The sequence below is a fragment of the Caballeronia telluris genome (assembly GCF_001544495.1).
Lineage (GTDB): Bacteria > Pseudomonadota > Gammaproteobacteria > Burkholderiales > Burkholderiaceae > Caballeronia > Caballeronia telluris.
On the sequence record NZ_FCNZ02000004.1, the window covers coordinates 289,268 to 313,939 of the forward strand.

21 protein-coding genes and 1 pseudogene are annotated in these 24,672 nt (G+C 63.7%); 10 read left to right on the forward strand and 12 right to left on the reverse strand.

The window, feature by feature from the left end; translation table 11 throughout:
• Positions 1-12 precede the first annotated feature (12 nt).
• Positions 13-2,712 carry an alpha-ketoglutarate dehydrogenase gene (gene mdeB / locus AWB66_RS07755; protein WP_087629689.1) on the reverse strand — a complete coding sequence of 900 codons (2,700 nt, stop codon included), beginning with the start codon at positions 2,710-2,712 and terminating at the stop codon, positions 13-15.
• 153 nt (positions 2,713-2,865) lie between these two features.
• Here mdeB and AWB66_RS07760 point away from each other — a divergent pair, with 153 nt between their 5' ends.
• From AWB66_RS07760 to AWB66_RS07770, 3 genes are all read left to right on the forward strand, one after another.
• Complete coding sequence (locus AWB66_RS07760) at positions 2,866-3,396, forward strand: Lrp/AsnC family transcriptional regulator (protein WP_087629690.1); 531 nt, start codon at positions 2,866-2,868, stop codon at positions 3,394-3,396.
• Between the two features lie 102 nt (positions 3,397-3,498).
• On the forward strand, positions 3,499-4,311 hold the full coding sequence (locus AWB66_RS07765) for a mechanosensitive ion channel family protein (protein ID WP_087629691.1): 813 nt from the start codon (positions 3,499-3,501) through the stop codon (positions 4,309-4,311).
• Positions 4,312-4,360: 49 nt separating this feature from the next.
• Complete coding sequence (locus AWB66_RS07770; protein WP_062632372.1) at positions 4,361-4,525, forward strand: FmdB family zinc ribbon protein; 165 nt, start codon at positions 4,361-4,363, stop codon at positions 4,523-4,525.
• Positions 4,526-4,528: 3 nt separating this feature from the next.
• Here AWB66_RS07770 and AWB66_RS07775 read toward each other — a convergent pair whose 3' ends face one another.
• The 8 genes from AWB66_RS07775 to AWB66_RS07810 all read right to left on the reverse strand — a co-directional run bounded on the left by AWB66_RS07775 (position 4,529) and on the right by AWB66_RS07810 (position 12,027).
• Positions 4,529-4,897 (reverse strand): DUF2784 domain-containing protein, encoded by a 369-nt coding sequence (locus AWB66_RS07775; protein ID WP_087629692.1) that lies wholly within the window; start codon positions 4,895-4,897, stop codon positions 4,529-4,531.
• 33 nt (positions 4,898-4,930) lie between these two features.
• Positions 4,931-5,695, reverse strand: a complete 765-nt coding sequence (locus tag AWB66_RS07780) for a ParA family protein (RefSeq protein WP_087629693.1) — start codon at positions 5,693-5,695, stop codon at positions 4,931-4,933.
• Positions 5,696-5,866: 171 nt separating this feature from the next.
• Positions 5,867-6,376: a hypothetical protein gene (locus AWB66_RS07785; RefSeq protein ID WP_062632374.1), complete on the reverse strand. Its 510-nt coding sequence runs from the start codon at positions 6,374-6,376 to the stop codon at positions 5,867-5,869.
• A gap of 58 nt (positions 6,377-6,434) precedes the next feature.
• Complete coding sequence (locus AWB66_RS07790) at positions 6,435-7,535, reverse strand: ABC transporter ATP-binding protein (RefSeq protein ID WP_087629756.1); 1,101 nt, start codon at positions 7,533-7,535, stop codon at positions 6,435-6,437.
• A gap of 11 nt (positions 7,536-7,546) precedes the next feature.
• Positions 7,547-8,584, reverse strand: coding sequence for a carbohydrate ABC transporter permease (locus AWB66_RS07795; protein ID WP_087629694.1), 1,038 nt, complete (start codon positions 8,582-8,584; stop codon positions 7,547-7,549).
• Complete coding sequence (locus AWB66_RS07800) at positions 8,581-9,735, reverse strand: carbohydrate ABC transporter permease (RefSeq protein WP_087629695.1); 1,155 nt, start codon at positions 9,733-9,735, stop codon at positions 8,581-8,583. The genes AWB66_RS07795 and AWB66_RS07800 overlap by 4 nt, the downstream gene beginning before the upstream one ends.
• 22 nt (positions 9,736-9,757) lie before the next feature.
• Positions 9,758-11,236 (reverse strand): ABC transporter substrate-binding protein, encoded by a 1,479-nt coding sequence (locus AWB66_RS07805; protein ID WP_087629696.1) that lies wholly within the window; start codon positions 11,234-11,236, stop codon positions 9,758-9,760.
• A gap of 53 nt (positions 11,237-11,289) precedes the next feature.
• Positions 11,290-12,027, reverse strand: coding sequence for a GntR family transcriptional regulator (locus AWB66_RS07810; protein WP_087629697.1), 738 nt, complete (start codon positions 12,025-12,027; stop codon positions 11,290-11,292).
• A gap of 152 nt (positions 12,028-12,179) precedes the next feature.
• On the opposite strand from AWB66_RS07810, the gene AWB66_RS07815 reads away from it, so the two are divergent.
• Positions 12,180-13,478 carry an L-fuconate dehydratase gene (locus tag AWB66_RS07815; RefSeq protein WP_087629698.1) on the forward strand — a complete coding sequence of 433 codons (1,299 nt, stop codon included), beginning with the start codon at positions 12,180-12,182 and terminating at the stop codon, positions 13,476-13,478.
• Between the two features lie 16 nt (positions 13,479-13,494).
• On the opposite strand, the gene AWB66_RS07820 is transcribed toward AWB66_RS07815, so the two are convergent.
• Positions 13,495-15,021 (reverse strand): sensor domain-containing diguanylate cyclase, encoded by a 1,527-nt coding sequence (locus tag AWB66_RS07820; protein WP_087629699.1) that lies wholly within the window; start codon positions 15,019-15,021, stop codon positions 13,495-13,497.
• Positions 15,022-15,196: 175 nt separating this feature from the next.
• On the opposite strand from AWB66_RS07820, the pseudogene AWB66_RS07825 reads away from it, so the two are divergent.
• The 5 genes and pseudogenes from AWB66_RS07825 to AWB66_RS07845 form a co-directional block, all read left to right on the forward strand.
• Positions 15,197-15,724, forward strand: a pseudogene (locus AWB66_RS07825) (FUSC family protein); the annotation flags it as partial.
• A 69-nt stretch (positions 15,725-15,793) separates the two neighbouring features.
• On the forward strand, positions 15,794-16,693 hold the full coding sequence (locus tag AWB66_RS07830) for a LysR family transcriptional regulator (RefSeq protein WP_087629701.1): 900 nt from the start codon (positions 15,794-15,796) through the stop codon (positions 16,691-16,693).
• Between the two features lie 507 nt (positions 16,694-17,200).
• Positions 17,201-17,899, forward strand: a complete 699-nt coding sequence (locus AWB66_RS07835) for a FadR/GntR family transcriptional regulator (RefSeq protein ID WP_087629702.1) — start codon at positions 17,201-17,203, stop codon at positions 17,897-17,899.
• A 255-nt stretch (positions 17,900-18,154) separates the two neighbouring features.
• Positions 18,155-18,640 (forward strand): ferritin-like domain-containing protein, encoded by a 486-nt coding sequence (locus AWB66_RS07840; RefSeq protein WP_087629703.1) that lies wholly within the window; start codon positions 18,155-18,157, stop codon positions 18,638-18,640.
• Positions 18,641-18,823: 183 nt separating this feature from the next.
• Entirely contained in the window at positions 18,824-20,185 is a 1,362-nt protein-coding gene (locus AWB66_RS07845; RefSeq protein ID WP_087629704.1) for an MFS transporter, read from the forward strand.
• A gap of 51 nt (positions 20,186-20,236) precedes the next feature.
• Here the strand turns inward: AWB66_RS07845 and AWB66_RS07850 are convergent, their stop codons facing one another.
• Entirely contained in the window at positions 20,237-20,890 is a 654-nt protein-coding gene (locus AWB66_RS07850) for a peroxiredoxin (RefSeq protein ID WP_087629705.1), read from the reverse strand.
• Between the two features lie 226 nt (positions 20,891-21,116).
• Here AWB66_RS07850 and AWB66_RS07855 point away from each other — a divergent pair, with 226 nt between their 5' ends.
• Complete coding sequence (locus tag AWB66_RS07855; protein WP_087629757.1) at positions 21,117-22,625, forward strand: amino acid permease; 1,509 nt, start codon at positions 21,117-21,119, stop codon at positions 22,623-22,625.
• A 5-nt stretch (positions 22,626-22,630) separates the two neighbouring features.
• On the opposite strand, the gene AWB66_RS07860 is transcribed toward AWB66_RS07855, so the two are convergent.
• Positions 22,631-24,640 carry an acyl CoA:acetate/3-ketoacid CoA transferase gene (locus AWB66_RS07860; RefSeq protein ID WP_087629706.1) on the reverse strand — a complete coding sequence of 670 codons (2,010 nt, stop codon included), beginning with the start codon at positions 24,638-24,640 and terminating at the stop codon, positions 22,631-22,633.
• Between the last annotated feature and the right edge of the window lie 32 nt (positions 24,641-24,672).

The window sequence follows — 24,672 nt, forward strand, 5'->3', positions numbered from 1 at the left end:
ACCGCGTGGATACTAACGCTGCCACGGCGCGCCGCTCGGGCGCTTGCCATAACGTTCGCGCGCGCTCGCGACCTGTGCCGCGTCGATCGCGCCGTCGTCAGCGAGCGCCTTCAATGCCGCGATGACGATCGACGCGCGATCCACTTCAAAGAACTCGCGCAACGACTGCCGCGTGTCGCTGCGGCCGAAGCCGTCGGTGCCGAGCGTCACGTAGCGGCGCGGCACGTAAGCGCGGATCAGTTCCGGCAGCGCGCGCACGTAGTCGGTCGCGGCGATCACCGGGCCGCTCGTCGATGCCAGCGCGCGCGTCACGAACGGTTCGGCAGCCGCGGCGCCGAGCCGCTCGTCCCGCTCGCAGGCCGCGCCATCGCGATGCAGTTCGGTAAAGCTCGTCACGCTCCAGACGTCGGCGGCGATGTGCCAGTCCGCTTCGAGCAACGCTTGCGCGGCGATGACCTCGCCGAGAATCGCGCCTGCGCCGAGCAGTTGAACGCGCGCGCCGTCCTTCGCTGAAAGGCGATAGAGACCCTTGAGAATGCCGGCGCGCGTCGCGTCGTCGAGATTGCCGGGCGCCGAAGGATGAGCGTAGTTCTCGTTCATCGCGGTCATGTAGTAGAACACGTCGCGCTGGCGTTCGACCATCTCGCGCATGCCTTCGTCGACGATCGCCGCGACTTCGTAGGCAAACGCGGGATCGTAGGCACGGCAGTTCGGAATCGTCGATGCAACGAGATGGCTGCTGCCGTCCTGATGCTGCAATCCTTCGCCGCCGAGCGTCGTCTTGCCCGCCGTCGCGCCGATCAGAAAGCCCCGCGCGCGCTGGTCGGCGGCGGCCCAGATGATGTCGCCGATACGCTGGAAGCCGAACATCGAGTAGTAGATGTAGAACGGCAGCATCGGCAGGTCGTGCACGCTGTAGGACGTCGCGGCCGCGATCCACGACGAGATGGCGCCCGCCTCCGAGATGCCCTCCTCCAGGATCTGTCCGCGCGTGTCCTCGCGGTAATAGAGCATCGAGCCCATGTCTTCCGGTTCGTACAGTTGCCCGAGCGGCGAATAGATGCCGACCTGACGGAACAGGTTCGCCATGCCGAACGTGCGCGCTTCGTCCGCGACCACCGGAACGATGCGCGGCCCGAGTTGCGCGTCCTTCATCAGGCTGCCGAGCATGCGCACGATCGCCATCGTGCTCGACATCTCCTTGCCGTTCGAGTCGATGGCGAACTGCGCCCAGCTTTGCATCGGCGGCACCGTCAACGCTTGCGACGCCACCTTGCGACGCCGTGGCAGATAGCCGCCGAGCGCTTCGCGTCGTGCATGGAGATAGCGCATCTCGGGACTGTCGTCGGCGGGCTTGTAAAACTTCACCGCCTCGACGTCCGCATCCGAAAGCGGCAGGCGGAAGCGGTCGCGAAACGCCTTCAGATCGTCGAGATCGAGCTTCTTTTGTTGATGCGTCGTCATCCGGCCTTGCCCGCCCGCGCCCATTCCGAAGCCCTTCATCGTCTTCGCGAGGATCACGGTCGGGCGGCCTTCGTGCGCGAGCGCGGCCGCATACGCGGCGTGCAGCTTGCGCACGTCGTGGCCGCCGCGCCGCAAGCGGTCGATGTCGTCGTCGGAGAGATGCGCGGCGAGCGCGGCTAGCTCGGGGTTCTGGCCGAAGAAGCGCTCGCGGTTGTAGTGGCCGTCGTTGGCCGAGAAGGTCTGGAACTGGCCGTCGACGGTATGCGCGAACGTGCGCAGGAGCGCGCCGGTGCGGTCGCGTGCGAAGAGCGCGTCCCAGTCCGAGCCCCACAGCACCTTGATCACGTTCCAGCCCGCGCCCGTGAACTGCGCCTCTAGTTCGTCGACGATGCGGCCGTTGCTGCGCACCGGGCCATCGAGCCGTTGCAGGTTGCAGTTGATGACGAAGACGAGGTTGTCGAGCTGTTCGCGCGCCGCAAGCGAGAGCGCGCCGATCGATTCCGGCTCGTCCATTTCGCCGTCGCCGAAGAAGCCCCAGACCTTGCGACCATCGGTCTTTTGCAACCCGCGGTTCTGCACATAGCGCATGAAGCGCGCCTGATAAATCGAGTTGATCGGCCCGATGCCCATCGATCCGGTCGGAAACTGCCAGAAGTCCGGCATGAGCCACGGATGCGGATACGAACACAGCCCCGGCCCCGCGATCTCGCGCCGATAGTGACGCAGATGTTCTTCGTCGAGAAAGCCTTCGAGGAACGCGCGCGCATAAACGCCCGGCGACGAATGCGGCTGAAAGTAGACGAGGTCGCCGTGCTGCCCGTCCTCGCCCGACGCGCGGAAGAAGTGATTGAAGCCCACTTCGAACAGATCGGCCGCCGACGCGTAGCTCGCGATATGCCCGCCGAGTTCGCCATACGCGCGGTTCGCGCGCACGACCATCGCAAGCGCATTCCAGCGCAGCACGGCCGCGAGCTTTTCTTCGATGTCGAGATTGCCCGGATAGCGCGGCTGGTCAGCGACGTCGATCGTATTGCGATAAGGCGTCACGCGGGCGCGCGCCGACTCCACGCCGATGGAGCGCGCGTGGTCCGCGAGGCGGTCGAAGAGATACTGCGCGCGTTCCTTGCCGACATGCTTGACGACGGCATCCAGCGCTTCGAGCCACTCGGCTGTTTCCTGCGGATCGGTATCTTCGCGACCTTTCGCTAAGGAAATGATCTGACTGGTTCCGCTCGCTAAATCCGTCATGGCGCGACTCCGCAAAAGGGCTCAAGGCGATTCGAATAGATTCAAAAGAGCATAGCCATCGCCGGCCAGAATGTGCGTCTCTTTTGTCTGGCCTTCACGCCACGGATAGTGTATTTATTCCTGGTCCCGAGCTTTTCACGGAATATATCGACTATGACGGCATCGGCCAAACAGCGTCTCGACCGGATCGACATCGGCATCCTCAACCAGCTTCAGCACAATGCGCGCATCACCAACGCGGAACTAGCGCAGGCGGTGAACCTCTCGCCGACGCCGTGCTTCAACCGCGTGCGTGCGCTCGAAAAGGCGGGTCTCTTCAAGCAGCATGTCACGTTACTTAATCCCGAAGTGCTCGGGCTGCGCATCAACGTGTTCATCCAGGTGAGCCTCGAAAAGCAGGTCGAGGATGCGTTGCGTCGCTTCGAGGAAGCGATCAGCGCGCGCCCCGAGGTGATGGAGTGCTACCTGATGACGGGCGACGCCGACTATCTGTTGCGCGTGGTGATGCCCGACATGATGGCGCTGGAACGCTTCATCCTCGAACGGCTCACGAAGATTCCGGGGGTGTCGAATATCCGGTCGAGCTTCGCGCTCAAGCAGGTGCGCTACAAGACGGCGCTGCCGTTGCCGACGGCGGGTCTCACGCTCGCCGACCCCGACGACACGCCGACGGACTGGACCTGAACCCGACCGTTCACGGTTCTTGCGGTCGCGCGGCCCGTCGCCTATAAATCTCAGGGCATCAGCGAAGAATTTTCCGATTGGCGCGGGTCAAGCGAGAAAGATATGAACATCGAAACGGTGCGCGTTTTCATCATGACCCGTGGGGTGGACTTCGCGATCAACGTGATCGCGGCCATCGCTCTGTGGATCATCGGGCGATGGCTGATCGGCGTCGTGATCGGCATGATGCGCAAGGTGCTCGCGCGCAACGGCCGCGTCGATCCCACGCTCGCGCACTACCTCGGTTCGATCATCGGCGCGCTTCTGAACCTGCTGCTGATCCTCGCGATCCTGCAGGTCTTCGGCGTTCAGACGACCTCGTTCGCCGCGCTGCTCGCGGGCCTCGGACTTGCAATCGGCGTCGCGTGGGGCGGCCTGCTCGCGCACTTCGCGGCGGGCATCTTCATGCAGGTGCTGCGGCCGTTCAAGGTCGGCGACTTCGTCACGGCGGGCGGCGTGACCGGCACGGTCATGGAACTCGGCCTCTTCGGCACGATGATCACGACGCCCGACAACGTGGCGACCATCGTCGGCAACAACAAGGTCTTCTCCGACACGATCTGGAACTACAGCCTGCTGCCTAACCGGCGTGTCGAACTGACCGCGAAGATCGCGAACGGTGTCGATCCGCTCGACGCCATCGCACGGCTGAAGGCGGCGGTCGCGCAGATACCGAACGTGGCCGAGAGCCCCGCACCGGATGTCGAGATCCTCTCGTTCACGCCCGAAGGCCCGCTGCTCTGCGTGCGTCCCTACACCACGACGGAACACTACTGGCAGGTCTACTTCGACACCAATCGCGCGATTGCCGAGACGTTCAAGCAGGCGGGCTTTCCGACGCCGGAAACACCGTTCGTGCATCGCACGGCGGGCTAGAATGGTTGATAGCCGGGCCTGCCTCGCGGCCCGGTGTTGGAGACGAGTCATGCCGACCTATCAGTATCGATGCGAGCAGTGCGGCGAAACGTTCGAGCACGCAGAACATCTCGCCGAGCACGCAACGATTCATCTGCGCTGTCCGAAGTGCGGAAGCGAAAAGGTGCAGCACGCGCCGACGCACTTCGTCGCGAAGACTACCCGCAAGAGTTGACCTTCAGCGCCCGTTGCGGCGGCGCGCGATCACGACCGCATAAATCGCCACGTTCACGGCGGTCAGCACGAATGCGAGCCCATAGCGGAGCATCGGCGTGAGGTCGCCGGGATAGAGCACGCGTCCGATGAGATGCTCGATGAAGCCGCCCGCGTAACCCGCTTCGCCGCCCAGTTTCAACAGACGGTTTTCGAGCGGCGTCAGCGGGCAGACCCGGCCTGCGAGTTCCACCGCGATGCCCCATGCGAGCGCCGGCAAGTGAAGCCATGCGAAGCGCCGGTGGCGCAGCACGAGCAAGCCGCCGAACGTCACGAACGCGACGAACGCCAGATGCGCGATAAGCACGGCATTGGCGAGCAGGATGTAGGTCATGCGTCAGGGCGCGCGTCGTGCGCCCACCCGGCCCTATGCGTTGAGTTCGTTATGCAGCGCGAGATATTCCTGCGCGAGCTTGTGACGCGGTTCGAGGTAGATCATCGGCCGGGCGTGCTGATGGCTCTCGCGAATCTTCACCGAGAGCGACAAGTGCGAGTTCAGCACCGGCAGGTCTTCGCCGCGCAATTCGTCGACGAGTTGCTGGGGCAGGCTCGCGCGCGGCTGGAACTGATTGATTACGATGCCCTCGACGGCGAGCCCGGGATTATGGTCGTGGCGAATCTCCTGCACGTTTTCGAGCACGGAATAGAGCGCGCGGCGGGAGAAATCGTCGCAATCGAATGGAATCAGGCAGCGCTCGACCGCGATCAGCGCCGAACGCGTAAAGAAATTGAGCGCGGGCGGCGTGTCGATATAAACGGCGTCGTAGTTCTGCAGGCCTTTCAGCGCATCGCGCAGCTTATATATTTTGTAACGCGATTCGAGTTTTCCCATCAGCGCATCGAGGCCCGGATGTGACGGAACAATGTCGAGATTGTCGAATGGTGTCGAATGGATGAACGAATTGAAATCCGGCTCGCGGAAACTGTAACTCAGCGCCGATTCGAAGAAACTGGCGAGATTCGGCTGCGCATCCTGTGCCTTCGCACCGAGCAGATACTGGCTGGAATTGCCTTGCGGATCGAGGTCGATCACGAGCGTGCGCAACCCTTGCGACGCACTGATCGCGGCCAGATTACAGACGATGGTGGATTTTCCGACCCCACCCTTTTGATTGAACACTACTCGGCGCATCGATTTTCGATCCTCGGTTAAAAACCATCGTTAATTCGAATCTTCGCGATTTTTTCGCTTTTTTTAAAGCATCTCGGGGAAATTCGGCGGCGCGTCAATGCGCGTGCTTCGCATACCGGCAAGTGATCTTAGCGCATCAGAAAAAAGCCGCGCGAAGCGCGCGGCCTGAATTCACGGAAAGGCGGGAATCGTCGGGTCCGTGCCCTCGACGTCCGCTTCGGGATGGTGGCTCTTCACGAGTTCCTCGATCTCTTCGACCCGATCCTTCGGCACGTCCACCATCATCAGCAACTCGCCGTTCTCGATCGCCTTCTCGAAGCGTTTGAGCCGCGTGTTCGGCACGTCGACGCCGATCATCGTTGCGGTCCATGCGCCGAAGCCTGCGCTCGCGAGCGCCATGCAAACCACCGCGCCGCCGGCGATGGTGAGCCCGGCCGGCGGAAACGCCATCGCGACGAGACCCGCCAGCATGCCCGTCACGCCGCCCGCGGCCGTGCCGCGTCCAAGCGCATAGAGCAGGTCGCTGCGTTGCGCGAGCGTCGCTTGCGGCAGGTCTTCGAGCGGCGTATGTGGCCGCGCGAGCACGTGAATGTGACGCCACTCGACCCGCTTGAGCAGCAGTTCGTCGATGATGCCCTTCGCGCTCTTCACGTCGGGCAAAAGAAAATAGATGCGCCGCATGTCGTCCCTCCTTGCAGGACGCGCGGACCATAGTCCTGCTCTTTCAATATAGTCCCATTCAGGAGCGGATGCGTTCGCCCGAAGCCTGGTCGAAGAAATAGACGCGCTCGCGGTTCACGCGCACGCCCGCCTCGCTGCCGATCTCGCCTGCAAACATGTTCGAGACCTTCACGACCACCTGCTGCGCGCCGACATTCATCGTAACGAGCGAATGGTCGCCGATCAGTTCGACCGAGTAGATGCGCCCTTTCAATTCTCCATCGGACGCGGCCACGAGCGTGCATTCCTCCGGGCGCACGCCGAGCGTCGCTTCGCCCTTTTGCGTGACGCTTGCACCGAGCGCGAGGCCTGGCGCTTCGAAGCGATGATCTGCAAGCGTGCCGCGCAGGAAGTTCATCGGCGGCGAACCGATGAAACCCGCAACGAACAGGTTGGCCGGATCGGAATAGATGCGCGCGGGCGTATCGAGCTGCTGCAACACGCCCTTGTCGATCAGCGCGACGCGATGCGCGAGCGTCATCGCCTCGATCTGGTCGTGCGTGACGTAGATCGTCGTGATGTCGAGCTGGTGCTGCATGTGCTTCAGTTCCGCGCGCATGTGTCCGCGCAGCTTCGCGTCGAGATTCGATAGCGGTTCGTCCATCAGGAACGCGGCGGGCCTTCTGATGATCGCGCGCGCGAGCGCAACGCGTTGCCGCTGGCCGCCCGACAACTGGCGCGGATAGCGCGCGAGCAACGGTTCGAGCTGCACGCTCGCCGCCACTTCGCGCACGGCGGCATCGATCTCGGTCTTCGGGCGTTTTCTCACCAAGAGCGGATACGCGATGTTCTCGAACACTGTCTTGTGCGGATAGAGCGCATAGGACTGGAACACCATCGCCACATCGCGGTCGCGCGGCAACTGCTGCGTTACGTCCTTGTCGCCGACATGCACGGTGCCCTCGGTCGCCGACTCCAGCCCCGCGATAATCCGCAACGCGGTGGTCTTGCCGCAGCCCGATTCGCCGAGCAGCACGAGGAACTCGCCCGCGTGCACGTCGAGCGTGAGATCGCGCAGCACGCGCGTGTCGCCGAACGTCTTGCCGACGTTGCGCAGCGAGACGCTCTTCGAATGCTGGCCCGCCGCGATCTGGCCGAGCCGCGCGTCTTGCGCGGGCATCTGCATGTCCGTCATCCCTTGACCGCTCCCACGAGAATGCCCTTGACGATAAAGCGCTGCAACGTGAGCGTCAGCAGCATCACCGGCAGGATCATGATCAGAATCAGCACCGACATGTTCCACCATTGCGGACCGCGCGTCGCGTTCTGCGCGGCCACCAAGAGCGGCATCGTCTGCGCGTTGGCCGTCGTGAGGAAAAGCGCGAACAGGTACTCGTTCCACGAGAGGATCAACACGAGCAGGCTCGTCGCCACGAGGCCCGGCGCGACGAGCGGCAGCACGATGCCGAACAGAATGGCGAAGCGCGTTGCGCCGTCGATCTGCGCGCTCTCTTCGATTTCCTTCGGCACGCCGTCGAAGAAATCGAACATCAGCCACACGACGATCGGCACGTTCGCGGTCGCGTAGGTGATGATGAGCGCGAGATGCGTGTCGAGCAGGCCGACGCTCTTGAAGGTGAGATAGATCGGGATCACCGTGACCACCGGCGGCAGGATGCGCTGCGAAACGATCCAGAAGAGGATGTCTTCGTTGCCGAGATGCCTTCGCGCGCGACGGATCAGCGGGCGCAGCAGCAGGAAGAAGAGCGCGAGCGCAGCGGCTGCCGCGATGCGCAGATCCACGCCGCCCCAGCCGACCGCCGCCACCAGCGCGGCGATCAGCAGCGCGCCCAGGCCGACCGCCGCGACGGGCGGCCGGTACTCGATGCGCGCGAGCGCATACGCCGCCATCGACCCGAAGAAGACCGCCGCTGCCGTGCCGCACGTCGCGACGATCAGCGAGTTCAGGTACGGCCGGAACGTGTCGGGCCCGAGGTCGACGAAGATGTAGTGCCACGCGTCGAGGCTCGGCTTGAAGTCGACGAAGGGCAGATACGCGGGACCGCTCGACACGTCGACAGGCAGCTTGAACGACGTGATCGCCATCCAGTAGAGCGGAAACAACACGACGAGCGACCACAGTGCGAGCAGCGCATAGGCGACGAGGCGCGCGCCCGGCGGCATCTCGTCGATGCGCGCGCGTACGAAAAGACGCTTGAATGCGTTCATGAGCGCTGCCCTCGCGCGCGTCTCACGACGAGTTGAAAGAACGACACGCAGGCGATCGTCGAAATGAAGAACAGCATGTAGGCCACCGCCGACGCGCCGCCCAGATTGAGCGTGCGCCATTCGATGAACGCGTGCAGGGTCATCGATTCCGTCGCGATGCCGGGGCCGCCGTTGGTCAGCACGTTCGGCAGATCGACGATCTTGAATGCTTCGATAAGCCGTATCAGCACGGCGCTCGCCGCAACCGGCGCGATCGACGGCCAGGTGACGTCGCGGAAGATGCGCCAGCCCGATGCACCGTCGAGTTGTGCCGCCTCGATCTGGTCGCGCGAGGTGCCTTCGAGCGCCGCGAGCAGCACGAGGAACATGAACGGCACCCATTGCCACGTATCGCCGATCACGACCACGATTCTCGCGAGCCACGGGTCCGCCGCCCACGCGATCTGGCCGAGGCCGAGCAGCGACCAGAGCGGCGCGAGCGGCCCGACCGACGTGTCGGCCATCATGCGGAACATGTACGCGATGCCCACGGGCGTCACCATCAGCGGCAGGAAGAACAGCAGGCGAAAGAAGCGGCCGCCTTTGAGCGGCAACGTGCAGAGATACGCAAGCCCGAGCCCGATCAGAAACTGCAGCACCACGCCGAGCACCACGTAGAAGAGCGTCACCATCAGGCTGCCGAGCGCGCCGCCCCTGCCCGTCGTTTTGATCGCGAGCCATACGATCGCCACGAAGGTCACGGCCAGGATCGACCGCCCGGCGAAGCCCGTGACCGAGCGCCGCGTACCGCGCAGATAGCGCACGAGCCACCAGGCGGTCGCAAGCAAAGCTGCGAGCGTCACCGCCATGCTCACGACGCCGGGCGGCCGGAACACGCCGACGAAGTGGAACTGCTGCGTGCCACTGAAGAGCCGTACGTAGTTGCGCAAGCCGACGAACGACAGCTCGTACCCGCCCTCGCCGATCCCGAAGCGCATCAGCGAGAGATAGGCGGAGGTCACGAGCGGAAAGATCGAGAAGCCGAGGATGACGAGCACCGTCGGCAACACGAACACATACGGCGCCTGCCGGTCGAGCCAGTTCGAGACCGACGAGCGCCGCCATGCGTGACGCGGCGTCTCAGCCGATGAAGCATGCGACGAAGATTGCATCGAAGCGGGCCTCCCGTAGTCGCTACTTCGCCCCGATCGACGCCTTGTAGGCGCGCAACTGGCCGTCCTTGCCGAGGTCGTCGGTGATTTCGTTCCAGCCGCTTTCGATGGCCTTCATCGTGGCATCCGCGTCGAGTTCGCCCGCGAGAAAGCGCGCGACCGCCGTGTCGAGCACGACCTGTTCATAGCGCTGGTTCTGCGGGATGCGCAAGTCGATGACCATGTTCGGGCTTTCGAGGCTCGTCTTGATCGCGCCGAGATAGGAACCCGCCGCCGTATCGCTCATGCCCGCCTTCTTCCACATCGCCATGTCGGTGAACTGCGAGCGTCGATACGGATTGAAGCCGCTCGCGCCGATCGTCACGTCCACGTTCGACTGGGCCGGCTGGCTCATGAACGAGAGGAACGCATAGGCCGCTTCCTTGACCTTCGGCTTAGCCTTAGCGTTGATGCCGCCCGACCATCCGCCGAACGCCGCAAACGGCGCGTGATTCACGCCATCGACCGCGTAGGGGCACGTGCTCGTGTCGCACGCCACGAGCTTGCCGGTGTCGCGGTTCAGCACCTTCGTCGAGCCGGGCAAGATCACGGCGCCGACCTTGTCGATCACCTTCGACTGCTTCGGATCGATCGCGAGCACGCCGACGTCGCCCCAGTCGAGCGTCAGCGCGCAGTGCCCCGAGATGAATGCGCTGCGCGTATCGCCGACGTCGAGGTTGATCTCGTTCTGCGGACCATAGTTCGTCGATTCCTTCAGCACTTTGAGCGCGGCCTTGAAGGCGTCGTTGTTCACGAGCGGCTTGAAATCGCGCGGGTCGAAGAACGCGCCCTGCGCCGTGCCCTTCGACTGGAGATAGCCGCCCGCGATCGAGATGATCGCCCAGTAGGCTTGCGCGTTGCGTTTCTTCGAAATGCACGAACCCGCGACCGGCTTGCCGTCGCCGCCGAAGGTCTTGCCGTTCGCAGCCTTAGCGATGTCGAGATAGTCGTCCCAGGTCTTAGGCGGCTGCTTGCCGAGCTGCTTGAGGATGTCGGTGCGGTAGTAGACCATCTGGAAGTCGCCGTCGAGCGCAACCAGATACGTCTTGCCATTGAACTTCTGCGAGAAGTCGCTAAAGAACGGCATCACGTCGTTCTCCTTGAGCGCTGCGTCGTTGGCGATGCGCCCCGAGAGGTCTTCGAGAAAACTGCCCTTCGTATAGTCGACCATCCATTGCGGCGCGAACACCGCCGCATCGACCGAGTTCGATCCGGAAGCCCAGTCGGTCAGCAGCTTCTGATAGAGGTCGGAGAACGGCACCGTCTGGATGTTGACCTTCGCGCCCGTCAGCTTTTCGAATTCGGGCGCGCGGCGTTGCAGCGGTTCCGCGATCTGCGGGCCGGCGAAGGTCATCACGTTGACCGTCACGCCCTTGAAGTCTTCCGCGGCCCGCGCACCGGTCGCGACCATGCCCGCGGCCGCCAGTATCGCGGCCGCGCTTGCCAGTTTTAGCAGCTTCATTTGTTTGTCTCCTCCACACCGAGTTGACTGCATTGAGCCTTTTGTTTCGCGTCTTACTCCTTGAACAGATCGGGTCTTTCGCCAGCAAAGCGCCGCAACTCGGCGACCACTTCATCGAGGTGACGATGCATCGCCTGCGCGGCGGCATCCGCATCGCCTGCGCGGATTGCATCGACGATGCGCTCGTGCTCCAGCAGCGTGTTCGCGTGACGCTCCGGGCTCGCCATCAGGCGCCGCGCGCGGTCGAGCGCACTGCGCGAGACCGCGACGATCTCCTTCACGCGCGGCAGCCCGATGGCGTCGAGCAGGATCTCGTGAAAGCCGAGATCGAGCGTGTGAAATTCCGGGCGCAGCCCCGCTGCGACCACCTCGCGCTGCCTCGCGAGATTGGCCTCCAGCGTGTCGAGCGTGTCATCAGAGGAATCGCGGTCAGCGCTCGCGAGCATGCGGACGGTCTCCACTTCGAGCGCGCTGCGAATGAAAAGATGCTGGCGGATGTCGTGCATCACGATCGGCATGACGCGCGTGCCGCGCTGCGGCAAGACTTCGACGAGCCCCGCCGCCGCGAGCTTCGCGAGCGCGGCCGACACGGGAAAGCGCGAGACGCCCATGCGTTCGCAGATCGCGAGCTTGTCGATCATCATGCCGGGCTCCATCGCGAGGCTGACGATAGCGGCGCGCAACGCTTGTGCAACCGCGTCGGTAAGGCTGCCGCGGCCAGCGCCATGAAGCGTCGCGAGCGCGCGGTAGGGGTCGGCGGCGAGATGCGTATCGTGGGTCGAATCGCTCACACCGCCCCTTGATTTCGAACTAACATGCTAGCAGGCTAGGAGGCGGAATCAAGCTTGTCAACGTCCTCTTAGGCGATGAGATCCGAAGTGCGATCCGCCTGAACATATCGTCGCGGCTTTTAAGCCGTCATGTTCTTTTCAAGGAGCCGACAATGACCACCATCACTAAGCTGTCCGCGCGCGACATCCGCTTTCCGACCTCGCGTTCGCTCGACGGCTCCGATGCGATGAACGCCGCGCCCGACTATTCCGCAGCCTATGCAATCCTCGAAACCGATTCGCCCGACGGGCTTGCCGGTCACGGCCTTACGTTCACGATCGGGCGCGGCAACGAGGTGTGCGTGGCCGCGCTCGAAGCGCTGGCGCCGCTCGTCGTCGGCCGGCCGCTGGAAGATATCGCGGCGGACATGGGCGACTTCTGGCGCGCGATCACGTCCGACAGCCAGTTGCGCTGGCTCGGCCCAGACAAGGGCGTGATCCATCTCGCGACCGCGGCAGTCGTGAACGCAGTGTGGGATCTATGGGCGAAGGCCGAGGGCAAGCCGGTGTGGAAGCTGCTCGCCGACATGAGCCCGGAAGCGATCGTGCGCTGTCTCGACTTTCGCTATGTCACCGATGTGCTAACGCCTCATGAAGCGCTTGCCATCCTGCGCCGCCATGCGCCCACGCGTCACGAGCGCGAACGCGAGATGCTCGCCAAGGGTTATCCCGCATACACGACTTCGGCAGGCTGGCTCGGCTACGACGACGACAAGATCCGGCGTCTCGCGCGCGAAGGCGTGGCGCAAGGGTGGACGCACTTCAAGCAGAAAGTGGGCGGCAATCTGGACGAGGACGTGCGGCGCGCGCGCATCCTGCGCGAGGAGATCGGCGCCGAACGCAAGCTGATGATGGATGCGAACCAGGTCTGGGAAGTGGATGAAGCGATCGCCAACATGCGACGCCTCGCCGAGTTCGACCCGTGGTGGATCGAAGAGCCGACGAGCCCCGACGACATCCTCGGTCACGCGACGATCCGGCGGCGGCTCGCGCCCATCGGTGTCGCGACGGGCGAGCACTGCCACAACCGTGTGATGTTCAAGCAGCTGCTTCAGGCGCAGGCCATCGACTTCTGTCAGGTCGACAATTGCCGGCTCGGCGGCCTGAACGAAGTGCTGCTCGTGCTTTTGATGGCCGCCAAGTTCGGCGTGCCGGTCTGCCCGCACGCGGGGGGCGTCGGATTATGCGAGTACGTGCAGCATGTTTCGCTGTTCGACTACATCTGCGTCTCCGCATCGCTCGACAATCGCGTGCTCGAATATGTCGACCATCTGCACGAGCACTTCATCGATCCCGTCGTGATCGCGAACGGGCGCTACATGCCGCCGCAAGCGCCGGGGTACAGCATCGAGATGCATGCGGCGTCGCTCGAACGTTACGCGTTTCCAGACGGCGCGGCGTGGCAAACGTGAAGACACCAAAGACGCCTCAGGCGATCGAGCGCTCAGGCGCGCTGTGCGGCGCGCGGACGCTCTCGCTCGTTTCAGTCCAGGCGTGCCAGGTCGTCGCGCGAACGCCCCGGCCGCAGCGCTTGGCTTGGTACATCGCCTGATCGGCCTTGCGCACGAGATCGCTCGCGGTGTCGCCGGCGCCGAGCACCGCGAGCCCGAGGCTCGCGCGAATCACATAAGGCTTGCCATGCACGCTCACGTCCGCTGCAAGCGCGGCCGCGATGGCTTGCGCGCGCGCCATCCCGGCATCGAGCGCATCGCGTGTTTCGATCACGACGAGAAATTCGTCGCCGCCGAGCCGTCCGATCGCGCCGTGCTCGCCCACCGCCGAGCGCAGCCGGTCGGCGACGACCGTGAGCACCTGATCGCCGCACTGATGACCGTAGCTGTCGTTGAGTTGCTTGAAATTGTCGAGGTCGACGAAAATCGCCGCGACGTTGCCGCATGCGCCGGGCGCCGCGACCGCGTCGTGCAACACGTCCTTGATGCGGCCGCGGTTGTAGAGTCCCGTCAACCGGTCCGTTTGCGCGAGGCGCCGCAGTTCGTCCTTGCCCCGGTGCAGTTTCGACACGAGCGCCATGATCCATACCGCAAAGCCGATCAGCATCGCGGAGATGACGGCGGCCATCGTCACATAGACGCGGCGCATGTGGTAGTAGTCGTCGAGCGCTTCGTCGAGCGAGAGGCCCGCGACCACCGCGAGCCCGTACCGGTCCACCGTGCTGCCCGCGACAACCCGTTCGATGTGATCGACCGGATCGACCATCGTCGCGACCGGCGCATGCGAGATGTCGCGATAGCGGTCGAGTGTCGGTCCGCCTGTCGTGCTAGGCGCTTCGCCCGCGCGGCGCGAGAGCGTGAAGCCCTGCTTCGAGATCACCGCGATCAAACCGTGTCGTCCCAGGGCCGCGCTGTTATAGAAGCCATCGGTGAGATACGCGGGGTTTTCCGAAATCACGACGACACCGCCGAAACCGCCGTCCGAAGCGTCGATGCGGCGGGTCGCCTGAATCGACCATTGCTTCGACACGCGGCCGATCACGGGACGACTGATGAACAGTCCTGTCTGAGGATTCGAGCGGTGCACGAGAAAGTGTTCGCGATCGCTCAGGTCGACCACGCCCTTGAACGGCAGCGTCGAACTGAGCACATGGCCGTTGGCGCCGACGACCGTCACTTGCAGCGCGGTATCGGCGGTGATGAGCCCGTAGGCCTGATAGCGTGCGAGATCGAACGTGAGGGGCGCGGTTTCGTAACCGTACTTGATGAGCAGCGCGATGACGTCGACGTCGTGAATCGTCTTGAGCGTGTGGATCTGCAGCGAACGCGCGATCGTACGCGCGGCGTCTTGCGTATCGCGCAGCACGGCCGACTTCTCGATCTGCAGCCGCACGAGAATGGTGATCCACAGCACGCACAAGACGAGAAGCGTCAGCGCGGGAATTTGCACGAGTGCGCGAAGCCGTGCCTTTTCCCCGTCGATGGCCGGCCGGATCGGTCGCATGATTGCCTTGAGTTCTTACGTTGGCAAGCATTGTGCGCGCGGCATCGCGCCTGCGATCCGACGATTAGCGCGCGCTTGGGCCGTCTCTTCGGCGAATTGGCGTGCGGCCTCCTAGAATCAGTGCAACGCGTCTCATGCAATACGCAATAAGCACGGCCGACCATCGACGATGAACCCCGCTGACGACGACCAGGTCGTGGCCGCGCTCGCGCCGGGGCCGCCTTCGGGCCGCAACGGCATGTCGGCGGAATTCATCATGGGATTGCAGGCCGCAACCGGCGCGCTCGCGATCGTAGCGATGAACGACGCAATCGGTCTTGTCGAATCCTCTTGGGCGATCACGGCCTGCACCTACGTCGTCGCGGGCTCGGCAACCGGGACGCTTGCCCGGGTGCGGCGCCGGATCGTCGGGACGCTGGTCGGCGTGCCGCTCGCGCTTGCGTGCCTGCCGCTCGCCGCGCATGCGCCGCTCGTGCTCTGGTGCGTGGCTGCGTTCGCGATGATCGTCTATGCCATGGCCTTGCCGGAACGCTACGACATCGCATGCGCGGCCTTCGCGTTCACGCTGATCGTGACGATGGCGGCAAGCGGCACGCACTCGCTGCCGCTCCTCGCCGCGCGTGCGTGGGAAACGTTGACCGGCGGCGTGCTCGGCATCGTCGCGGCCGTTGTCATCTTTCCGTTGAGGGCCGGGCGTGAATAATCGAAGCCGCCTTGCTACCATCAAACCATCTGCTTCAACAATCCCCTCGACACGACCCGACGAGAACGCATGGACCGCTTTCTGGAAATGCAGGTGTTCATCCGCATTGCGGAGAGGAAGAGCTTCACGCAGGCCGCCGACGATATGCAGATTCCACGCGCGACCGTGACGAACCTGTTAAAGCGCATGGAGGAGCGGCTCGGCACGCGCCTGCTCGAACGCACGACGCGCACGGTGCGCCTCACGCACGACGGCGAGGCGTATTACCGGCGCTGCGTGCGCCTTGTCGCGGACGTGGAAGAAGCCGAAGGATCGTTTCGTCATGTCGCGCCTAAAGGTCTCCTGCGCGCGAACGTGCAGGGCACGCTCGCCAGACACTTCGTCGTGCCCGCGCTGCCGGCGTTCATCGCGCGCTACCCGGACATCGAGTTGCAGATCGGCGAGGACGACCGGCTCGTCGATCTCGTGCGCGAGGGCATCGATTGCGTGCTGCGCGCGGGCACGCTGCAGGATTCGTCGATGGTCGGCCGGCGCGTCGCGCTGATGGAGCAAGTGACAGTGGCGAGTCCCGCGTATCTCGCGAAGCATGGCGCACCTGCATCGCTCGATGCGCTCGGCAAGCCGGGCGCCCATCGCGCGGTCAACTACATGTCGAGCGGGACGGGCCGCATGATGCCGCTCGAATTCAGCGTCGGTGGCCGCCTCGTCGAGATGGAACTGCCGTCGAGCGTCTCGATGACGGGCGCCGAGCTCTACACCGGCGCCGCGCTGGCAGGCCTCGGCATCGTTCAGGTGCCGCGCTATCGCGTGCTCGACGATCTTTCCGCCGGCAGGCTCGACATCGTGCTCGCCGGCTTTGCGCCGCCGTCCATGCCCGTTTCCGTCCTTTATCCGCAAAGCCGTCAGCTATCGTCGCGCGTTCGCGTCTTCACGCAATGGCTGCGCGATCTTTTCGAAGGCACGGCCTGACGCGCTTCCCGCAACAAACCGGGGCGCGGGCAAACGCTTGCGCGATGCGACTTGCTGGTGGTGTGTGTGCGGACGAACGTTACGCAGACGAATCCCCGGTGCACCATATTGGCAAGCAAGCCCGCGAGCGATAGGCTTCTTTTACCGAGGGTCACGAAGTAGCGGATAAAAATTACCGGACCCTCTGCGGCGCTCCATGCGGGGCGTTCTGCATCGCCTGAAAACCATAAGTTCAAAACAAACATAAGGCGAGCCGCGTCCGTCGATTCGAACCGACGCGAAGCTCGCCCCCGAAAAAGCGCGGCAATAAAAACCGCGCACCAGAGCAAGAAGTCTGCATGACAGCAGAACGCGTTCGGCACGTAAGCGGAGAAAACCAATACCGCACGGCCGGCCGTCGCACATGGCATCGCGGAAATACTATCGCGCCAGCGTTCACGCGAACGCGGACCGCTCGGGGTGGGCGGCGAACGCACTGGCATTCGGGTGATTCAACGAGAAGAACAAATGAACCATGGATACGAAGGGTCGCTCGTCAAACGTGTGGTGAACCAACTGGTTACCGGCATCGTCAATGGCGAATACGCAGCCAATGTGCTGCCACCGCAAATCGAGCTCTCGAAGAAGCATGGCGTGAGCCGGACCATCATGCGCGAGGCGCTTTCGATTCTGATCTCGCGAAGGATGCTCGACGTGCGGCCGAAGACGGGCACGCGCATCCGGCCGCCCACGGACTGGCTCATCATCGACCATGAAGTCGCCGAATGGCGGCTGCGCGCGGCGGCGGACCCGGCGTACCTGCGCGGGCTGATCGAATTCCGCTTGTTCGTCGATCCGCGCGCGGCGGCGCTCGCGGCCGAGCGCGCGACCCGCAACCAGCGCATCGCGATTACGGCGGCGTATCAGAAGTTCGCTCAGTCGGACGCAAACAGTGCGGCGGTGTGCGCGGCCGAGGACGCGCTGCAATCTGCGATCGTCGATGCGAGCGGCGACGAACTCCTGCGCCAGATGGGCCATATCGTGCGCATGGCACTGCGGGCGGCGAAGCCGGCCGACCATCCGCACGCGCTCGCGCACGAGTCCAATCTCGCGGACTACGCGAAGGTCGTGCAGGCGATCGAAGCCTCCGACGCCGACAGCGCCCGGAACGCCATGACGTACCTCCTCGCGAACTGCGCGACACGGCTGTTAGAGGAAGCTGCCTGAAGCGCGCCTCGTCCGGGACACCGAAACCGGATGCGCGCGCCTTTGTCGTGGCGCCTTGGCACGCTTTCCTCTTCCATGTCCCACCGTGGTCTTGGGACCATATCTTGCGCACAGAGCGCATCGTCGCGAAGGCGATTCGACAAACGCCTCGCACGATCCGCCCGCGTGACTACAATTAGCTGATGTCGGAGATCGCGGCTAACAGCGGCCCGACGCGTCGCGCACTGGCCGCGCAAGACACGAATGGAGGCAGCAATGTCAGAGATCGACAAGGAAATCGACAAGGAAAAAGTCGTCGCCGTGCTGAACCAGATTCTCGAGTCCGAACTGGCCGGCGTCGTCCGCTACACGCACTATTCGTTTCTCGTCTTCGGCTTCGGGCGCATCCCGATCGTCTCCTGGCTGCGCGAACAGGCCGACGAGTCGCTGCTGCATGCCCAGCAGGTCGGCGAGTGGATCACGACGCTCGGCGCGTATCCGTCGCTCACAATCGGACCGCTGCTCGATTCGCACACGTTCGATATCGCGTCGATCCTGCGCGAATCGCTTCAGGCCGAGAACGTCGCGCTGAAGCTCTATCGCGATCTGCTCGCGCTCGTCGAGGACCGCTCCGTCGCGCTCGAAGAGTTCGCAAGGCAGATGATCCATACCGAAGAGATGCATGCGGGCGAAGTCGACAAGATGCTGCGCAGGCCCGGCGAAGTGACGACTTCGCCCGAGCGCCAGACGGGCAAGACCTGACACCAGCGCCACACCGATGACGATGCGGGCCTCGGGGGAGCATCGGCGCGCGGTATTTCTATTAGGGTAATCCTGTGCCCGCGAGTGTCGACGCCCATGCGGGTGCGCTGCACAATTCGGGGAGCGAACGCATGGGGCGCAACGCGCCGTGCGTTGGAGTCTTCACTCTCGGGGTCATAAAAAATGGATAAAGGTACGACCGTCAACATCCAGACGTTCCTGAACGAGCACCCGTTCTCTGGATTTCAGTGGCGCATCTTCGTGATGTGCTTCGTCGTCGTGCTGCTCGACGGCTTCGATACGGCCGCCATCGGCTTCATTGCGCCGTCGCTCGTCGCGGAATGGCACATCAGCAGGCCGGCGCTCGCGCCGGTGCTGAGTGCGGCGCTCTTCGGACTCGCATTCGGCGCACTCGCCGCGGGTCCGCTCTCGGACCGGCTCGGGCGGCGTCTGCTGCTGATCGTCTCGGTGACCGTCTTCGGCTTGGCGTGCCTTGCATCGGCGTGGTCGGGCGACCTGTTCCAGCTCACCGTATTGCGCTTCGTCACCGGCCTCGGGCTCGGTGCCGCGATGCCCAACGCGGTCACGATGATGAGCGAGTACTGCCCGGACCAACGCCGTGCCACGCTCACGAACCTCATGTTCTGCGGCTTTCCGCTCGGCGCGGCATTCGGCGGCTTTCTTGCCGCGTGGATGATCCCGCATTTCGGCTGGCGCAGCGTGCTCGTCCTCGGTGGCGTGACGCCGCTCATTCTCGCCGTGCTGCTGATGATCGTGATGCCCGAATCGGTACGCTACATGGTCGCTAAGAACCATCCGGTGGAGAAGATTCGCGCAGCGCTCTCGCGCGTGTCCGCGAGCGCGTCGCGCGCGACCGCCTTCATCATGACCGAACAGGCGCCGCGCACGAGCGCCAAGGGCGGCCTGAGCGTGGTGCTTTCGCGGTCATACGTGGTCGGCTCCGTCATGCTGTGGCTCGCGTATTTCATGGGCCTGGTGATCTTCTACGCGTCGATCAACTGGATGCCGATTCTCTTGAAGGAAGCGGGCCTCACACCGCAGCGCGCAACGCTCATCTCCGCGCTCTTTCCGCTCGGCGGCGTGGGCGCCGTGCTGTTCGGCATGTTGATGGACCGCTTCAATCCGAACCGCGTGATCGCGGCCGGCTATGCACTGACCGCCGTGACCGTATATGCGATCGGCCAGTCGATCGGCGATGTGGGTTGGCTCATGGTCAGCGTCTTCGCAGCCGGTATCCTGATGAACACCGCGCAATCGTCGATGCCGGCGCTTGCGGCCGCGTTCTATCCGACTCAGGGTCGCGCGACTGGCGTCGCCTGGATGCTCGGCATCGGGCGCTTCGGCGGGATCGCGGGCTCGTTTCTCGTCGCTGAACTCACGCGCCGGCAGTTCACGTTCGCGGGCATCTTCACGGTGGTCGCGGTAGCGGGTCTGATCGCGTGCGTCGCGCTGCTGATCAAGCAGGCCGTCCATCCGGTCGATGCCGCGACGGCGCCCGCCGATCCGTCGATCGCGGCCCACTAAAAAAAGGCCGCACCCTCGACAGGTGCGGCCGGCCACTTCCGCGCGACAGCCTTACTTTGGCTGCTCGACCGTACGCAGATACGGCTTCAGCGTCTTGAAGCCCTGCGGATACTTCTTCTTTGCGTCCTCATCCGACACCGACGTCGGAATGATCACGTCCTCGCCTGGCTTCCAGTTCACAGGCGTCGCCACTGCGTGCTTCGCGTTGAGCTGCAGCGCGTCGAGGAGACGCAGCACCTCGTCGAAATTGCGGCCCGCGCTCATCGGATACGTGAAGGTCGCCTTGATCTTCTTGTCCGGGCCGATGATGAACACGGCGCGGATGGTGGCGTTGTCCACCGCCGTGCGCGGACCGCCGCTCGCGTTCGGATGGATCATGTCGTAGAGCTTGGCGACGTTGAGATCGGCATCGCCGATCATCGGGTAGTTGACCGCCGTGCCCTGCGTTTCCTCGATGTCCTTCGCCCACTTCGCATGATTGTCGACAGGATCGATGGACAGGCCAATCACCTTGGTGTTGCGCTTGTCGAATTCGGGCTTGAGTCGGGCCATGTAGCCCAGTTCGGTCGTGCAGACCGGCGTGAAGTCTTTCGGATGCGAGAACAGGATGGCCCACTTGTCACCGATCCACTCGTGGAAGCGGACGGTTCCTTCAGTTGTTTCTGCCGTGAAGTCGGGGGCTTCATCACCAATACGAACGGACATATTCAATCTCCACTGAGTGAGTAACCCGGGGGGGGACCCAAGGGTCCACTGGCTCGCAAACCTGACCCGGGGTGAAAACGTGCGACTTACATTGCGATTATAGTGCGGTCCGGGCGCGCGTCTTGCTCGCGTTTAAAGCTCGAATTGTTCTATCAAATCTGCTATCACGGTATAAGCTCGCCCCCTTCAATGATGCCTCAGGGAACAGGAGAGTATCGTGACGATGATGCAAAGAAAGTCCATCGATGCATTACAGGCCGAGGCCTCCGAAAACGATGAGGTCCTGCATGAGGCGGGCGGCCATACGCTCATGCGGTCGCTCTCCGGCCTCGACCTCACCATGCTCGGCATCGGCTGCATCATCGGCGCGGGGATCTTCGTGCTGACGGGGCACGCGGCCGCAACCAACGCGGGACCGGCCATTACGATTTCGTTCGTGCTCGGTGGCATCGTCTGCGGGCTCGCGGGGCTGTGCTACGCGGAGATGGCCTCGACCGTGCCCGTCTCCGGCAGCGCCTACACGTATGCCTACGCGACGATGGGCGAGTTCATCGCGTGGCTGATCGGCTGGGACCTGATCCTCGAATATGCCGTGGGGGCGACGACCGTCGCGATCGGCTGGTCGGGGTATGTGGTCAGCTTTCTGCATTCGCTCGGCGTCGACATTCCCGCGCGTCTCTCGCAGGCGCCCTTCTCCTACGAACCCGGGCACGGATGGAGTCATGCGGGCGCGCTCCTCAATGTGCCGGCGATGGTGATCGTCGGGCTGATCACGATACTGCTCGTGATCGGCATCCGCGAATCGGCGCGCGTGAACAGCTTCATCGTGATCGTGAAGGTGGTGATCGTGATCGCGTTCATCATCGCGGGCTTCGGATACGTCGATACCGCGCACTGGAAGACGAGCACGAATCCGCAGGGCGCGTTCATCCCGCCGAACACGGGCGAATCGGGCGTATATGGCATTAGCGGCGTGGTGCGCGGCGCGGCGGTCGTGTTCTTTGCCTACATCGGCTTCGATTCCGTATCGACTGTCGCGCAGGAGACGAAGAACCCGAGCCGCGACATGCCGCTCGGCCTGCTCGGCTCGCTTGCGATTTGTACGCTGCTTTACGTGCTCGTGTCGTATGTGCTCACGGGTATCGTGTCCTACGACAAGCTCAACGTAGCGGACCCGATTGCAGTCGGCGTCGATGCGATCGGCATGCGCTGGCTCTCGCCGATCGTGAAGCTCGGCGCGATTTTCGGGCTGACGTCGGTCGTGCTCGTGCTGCTTTTGAGCCAGCCGCGGATTTTCTACTCGATGGCACGCGACGGGCTGCTGCCGCCATTTGCTTCGAAGATTCATCCGCGCTTTCGCACGCCGTACATCACGACGATCATCACGGGCCTGATCGTGATGGTGCTTGCGGGGTTGTTGCCGATCGGGCTGGTCGGAGAGCTGGTGAGCATCGGGACGTTGTTCGCATTTGCGGTCGTCTGCATCGGCGTGCTCGTGCTGCGGATCACTCAGCCGGACTTGAAGCGGGCGTTCAGGACGCCGGCCGTGTTCGTCGTCGCGCCGCTGGGGGCGCTGTCTGCCGTGTTTCTGATGGCCGGGCTGCCCGCCGATACATGGATTCGCCTTATCGTCTGGATGGGCATTGGAGTCGTCATCTATTTCGGATATGGCATCCGGCACAGTCGGTTGAAGATTGCCGCTGACGGCGAGGCTCGGCGCCGACGCGTGCCTTAACGCAATCACACGGCGTTATGCGCGCCCCCGGCAGCAGCCGCACGCGCTTCCTCCGGACTCTCATAGATATACGCGGCCAAGCCGCGCTTCTTAAGCGCATCGCCGAGCTTGAGCCTGAGAAAACTCGAAGTCGTGTACCGCGTAACGCCTTCATAACAGCCATTCACGAGCTTCGTGACCATCTCCGAGTAAGCATCGAGCATGTCCGGCCGGATCGAGAAATTGTCATAGTTGACGATGGCGTGCGGCCTGACTTTCAGCCCGCTGAGCTTCGCCTCGACTTCGCGCCGTATCGCCTCCACATCGTCGAGCGTGGCGACTTCATGTCCTTCGAAGTTGATGAAGAACATGTTCTTCTCGGCGTCATAGCTGAACCGTTCGTCAAGACGCAAGCGCAGCAGGATATTGCGCAACCCCATCGGCGTATTCTGGAAGATGCGTGCATCCATCAAACGCGGCGGCTTCTTGATGACGGGCGCGAAGCCCATCTGCGAAACGATGTCGCGCTCCACGTCGATGCCCGGCGCGACCTCGATCAATTCAAGCCCTTCGGGCGTCAGCGAAAACACGCAGCGCTCGGTGATATAGAGCACCGGCTGACCGCGCCCGGCCGCATACCCGCCGCTGAACGTTCGGTGCTCGACGGCATCGACGAACTTCTGGCAAGTGCCTTCGCGCACGATCCGCAGACGCCCGTCTTCGATCGCGATATCCAGCTTGCCCGCGTTGAACGTGCCGACGAACACCACCTTCTTCGCGCTCTGGCTGATGTTGATGAAGCCGCCCGCACCCGCGAGCTTCGGGCCGAACTTGCTCACGTTCAGATTGCCTTCGCGATCGGCCTGCGCAAGTCCGAGGAACGCAATGTCGAGTCCACCGCCATCGTAGAAATCGAACTGGTACGGCTGGTCGATGATCGCCTGGGTGTTGGTCGCGGCACCGAAATTCAGCCCGCCCGCCGGAATGCCACCGATCACGCCAGGCTCCGTCGTCATCGTGAAGAGATCGATCACCTGCTCTTCGTTCGCGACGCTCGCGATCCCCTCCGGCATGCCGATGCCGAGATTCACGATGCTGTTCGCCATCAGTTCGAACGCAGCCCGACGCGCAATGATCTTGCGCTCGGACAGCGCCATCGGCGGCACCGAACTCGCGGCGACGCGCAGTTCGCTCGCAAATGCGGCGCTGTATAGCTCGCCGAACGTCTGCCAGTGATGCTCGGCCTCTGCGACCACCACGCAATCGACCATCACGCCGGGAATCTTCACCTGCCGCGAGTTGAGCGTGTTCGACTCTGCAAGCCGCTCCACCTGCGCGATCACGATACCGCCGGAATTGCGCGCGGCCATCGCGATCGACAGCCCTTCGAGCGTCAGCGCTTCCTTTTCCATCGTGATGTTGCCGTTGACGTCGGCCGTCGTACCGCGCACGATCGCGACGTCGATCGGAAAGGTCTTGTAGAAAAGATATTCCCGGCCGTCGATCTGCATGAGCGTGACGAGATCTTCTGTCGTGCGCGCATTGAGCTTGCCGCCGCCGTTGCGCGGATCGACGAACGTGCCGAGACCAACCGTCGATAGTTGTCCGGGACGGTGCGCGGCAATATCGCGAAAGAGTTGCGAGATCACGCCTTGCGGCAGGTTGTACGCTTCGATGCGATTGTTGATCGCGAGCTGCTGCAAGCCGGGCACGAGGCCCCAGTGTCCGCCGATCACGCGGCGCACGAGCCCTTCGCGCGCGAGATGATTGAGTCCCTTCGACTTGCCGTCGCCCTGACCCGCTGCATAGACGAGCGTCAGGTCGCCGACCGGTTCGCCGCTCGCGCTATCGCCTTCGAGGAACCGCTCTTCGAGCGCGACCGCCACCGCCTCCGCAAAGCCGATGCCGACGAAGCCGCTCGTCGCGATCGTGTTCCCCGAGCGGATCAGGCGCACGGCCTCGCGCGCCGATACGATCTTGCCCCGCTCGACCGTGCGTGCGGTCGCGGGAAGATGAGGCCGGACAGCTTCGCTCATGTCGTCTCCGTTCAGCACGTCGTCGCGTGCTT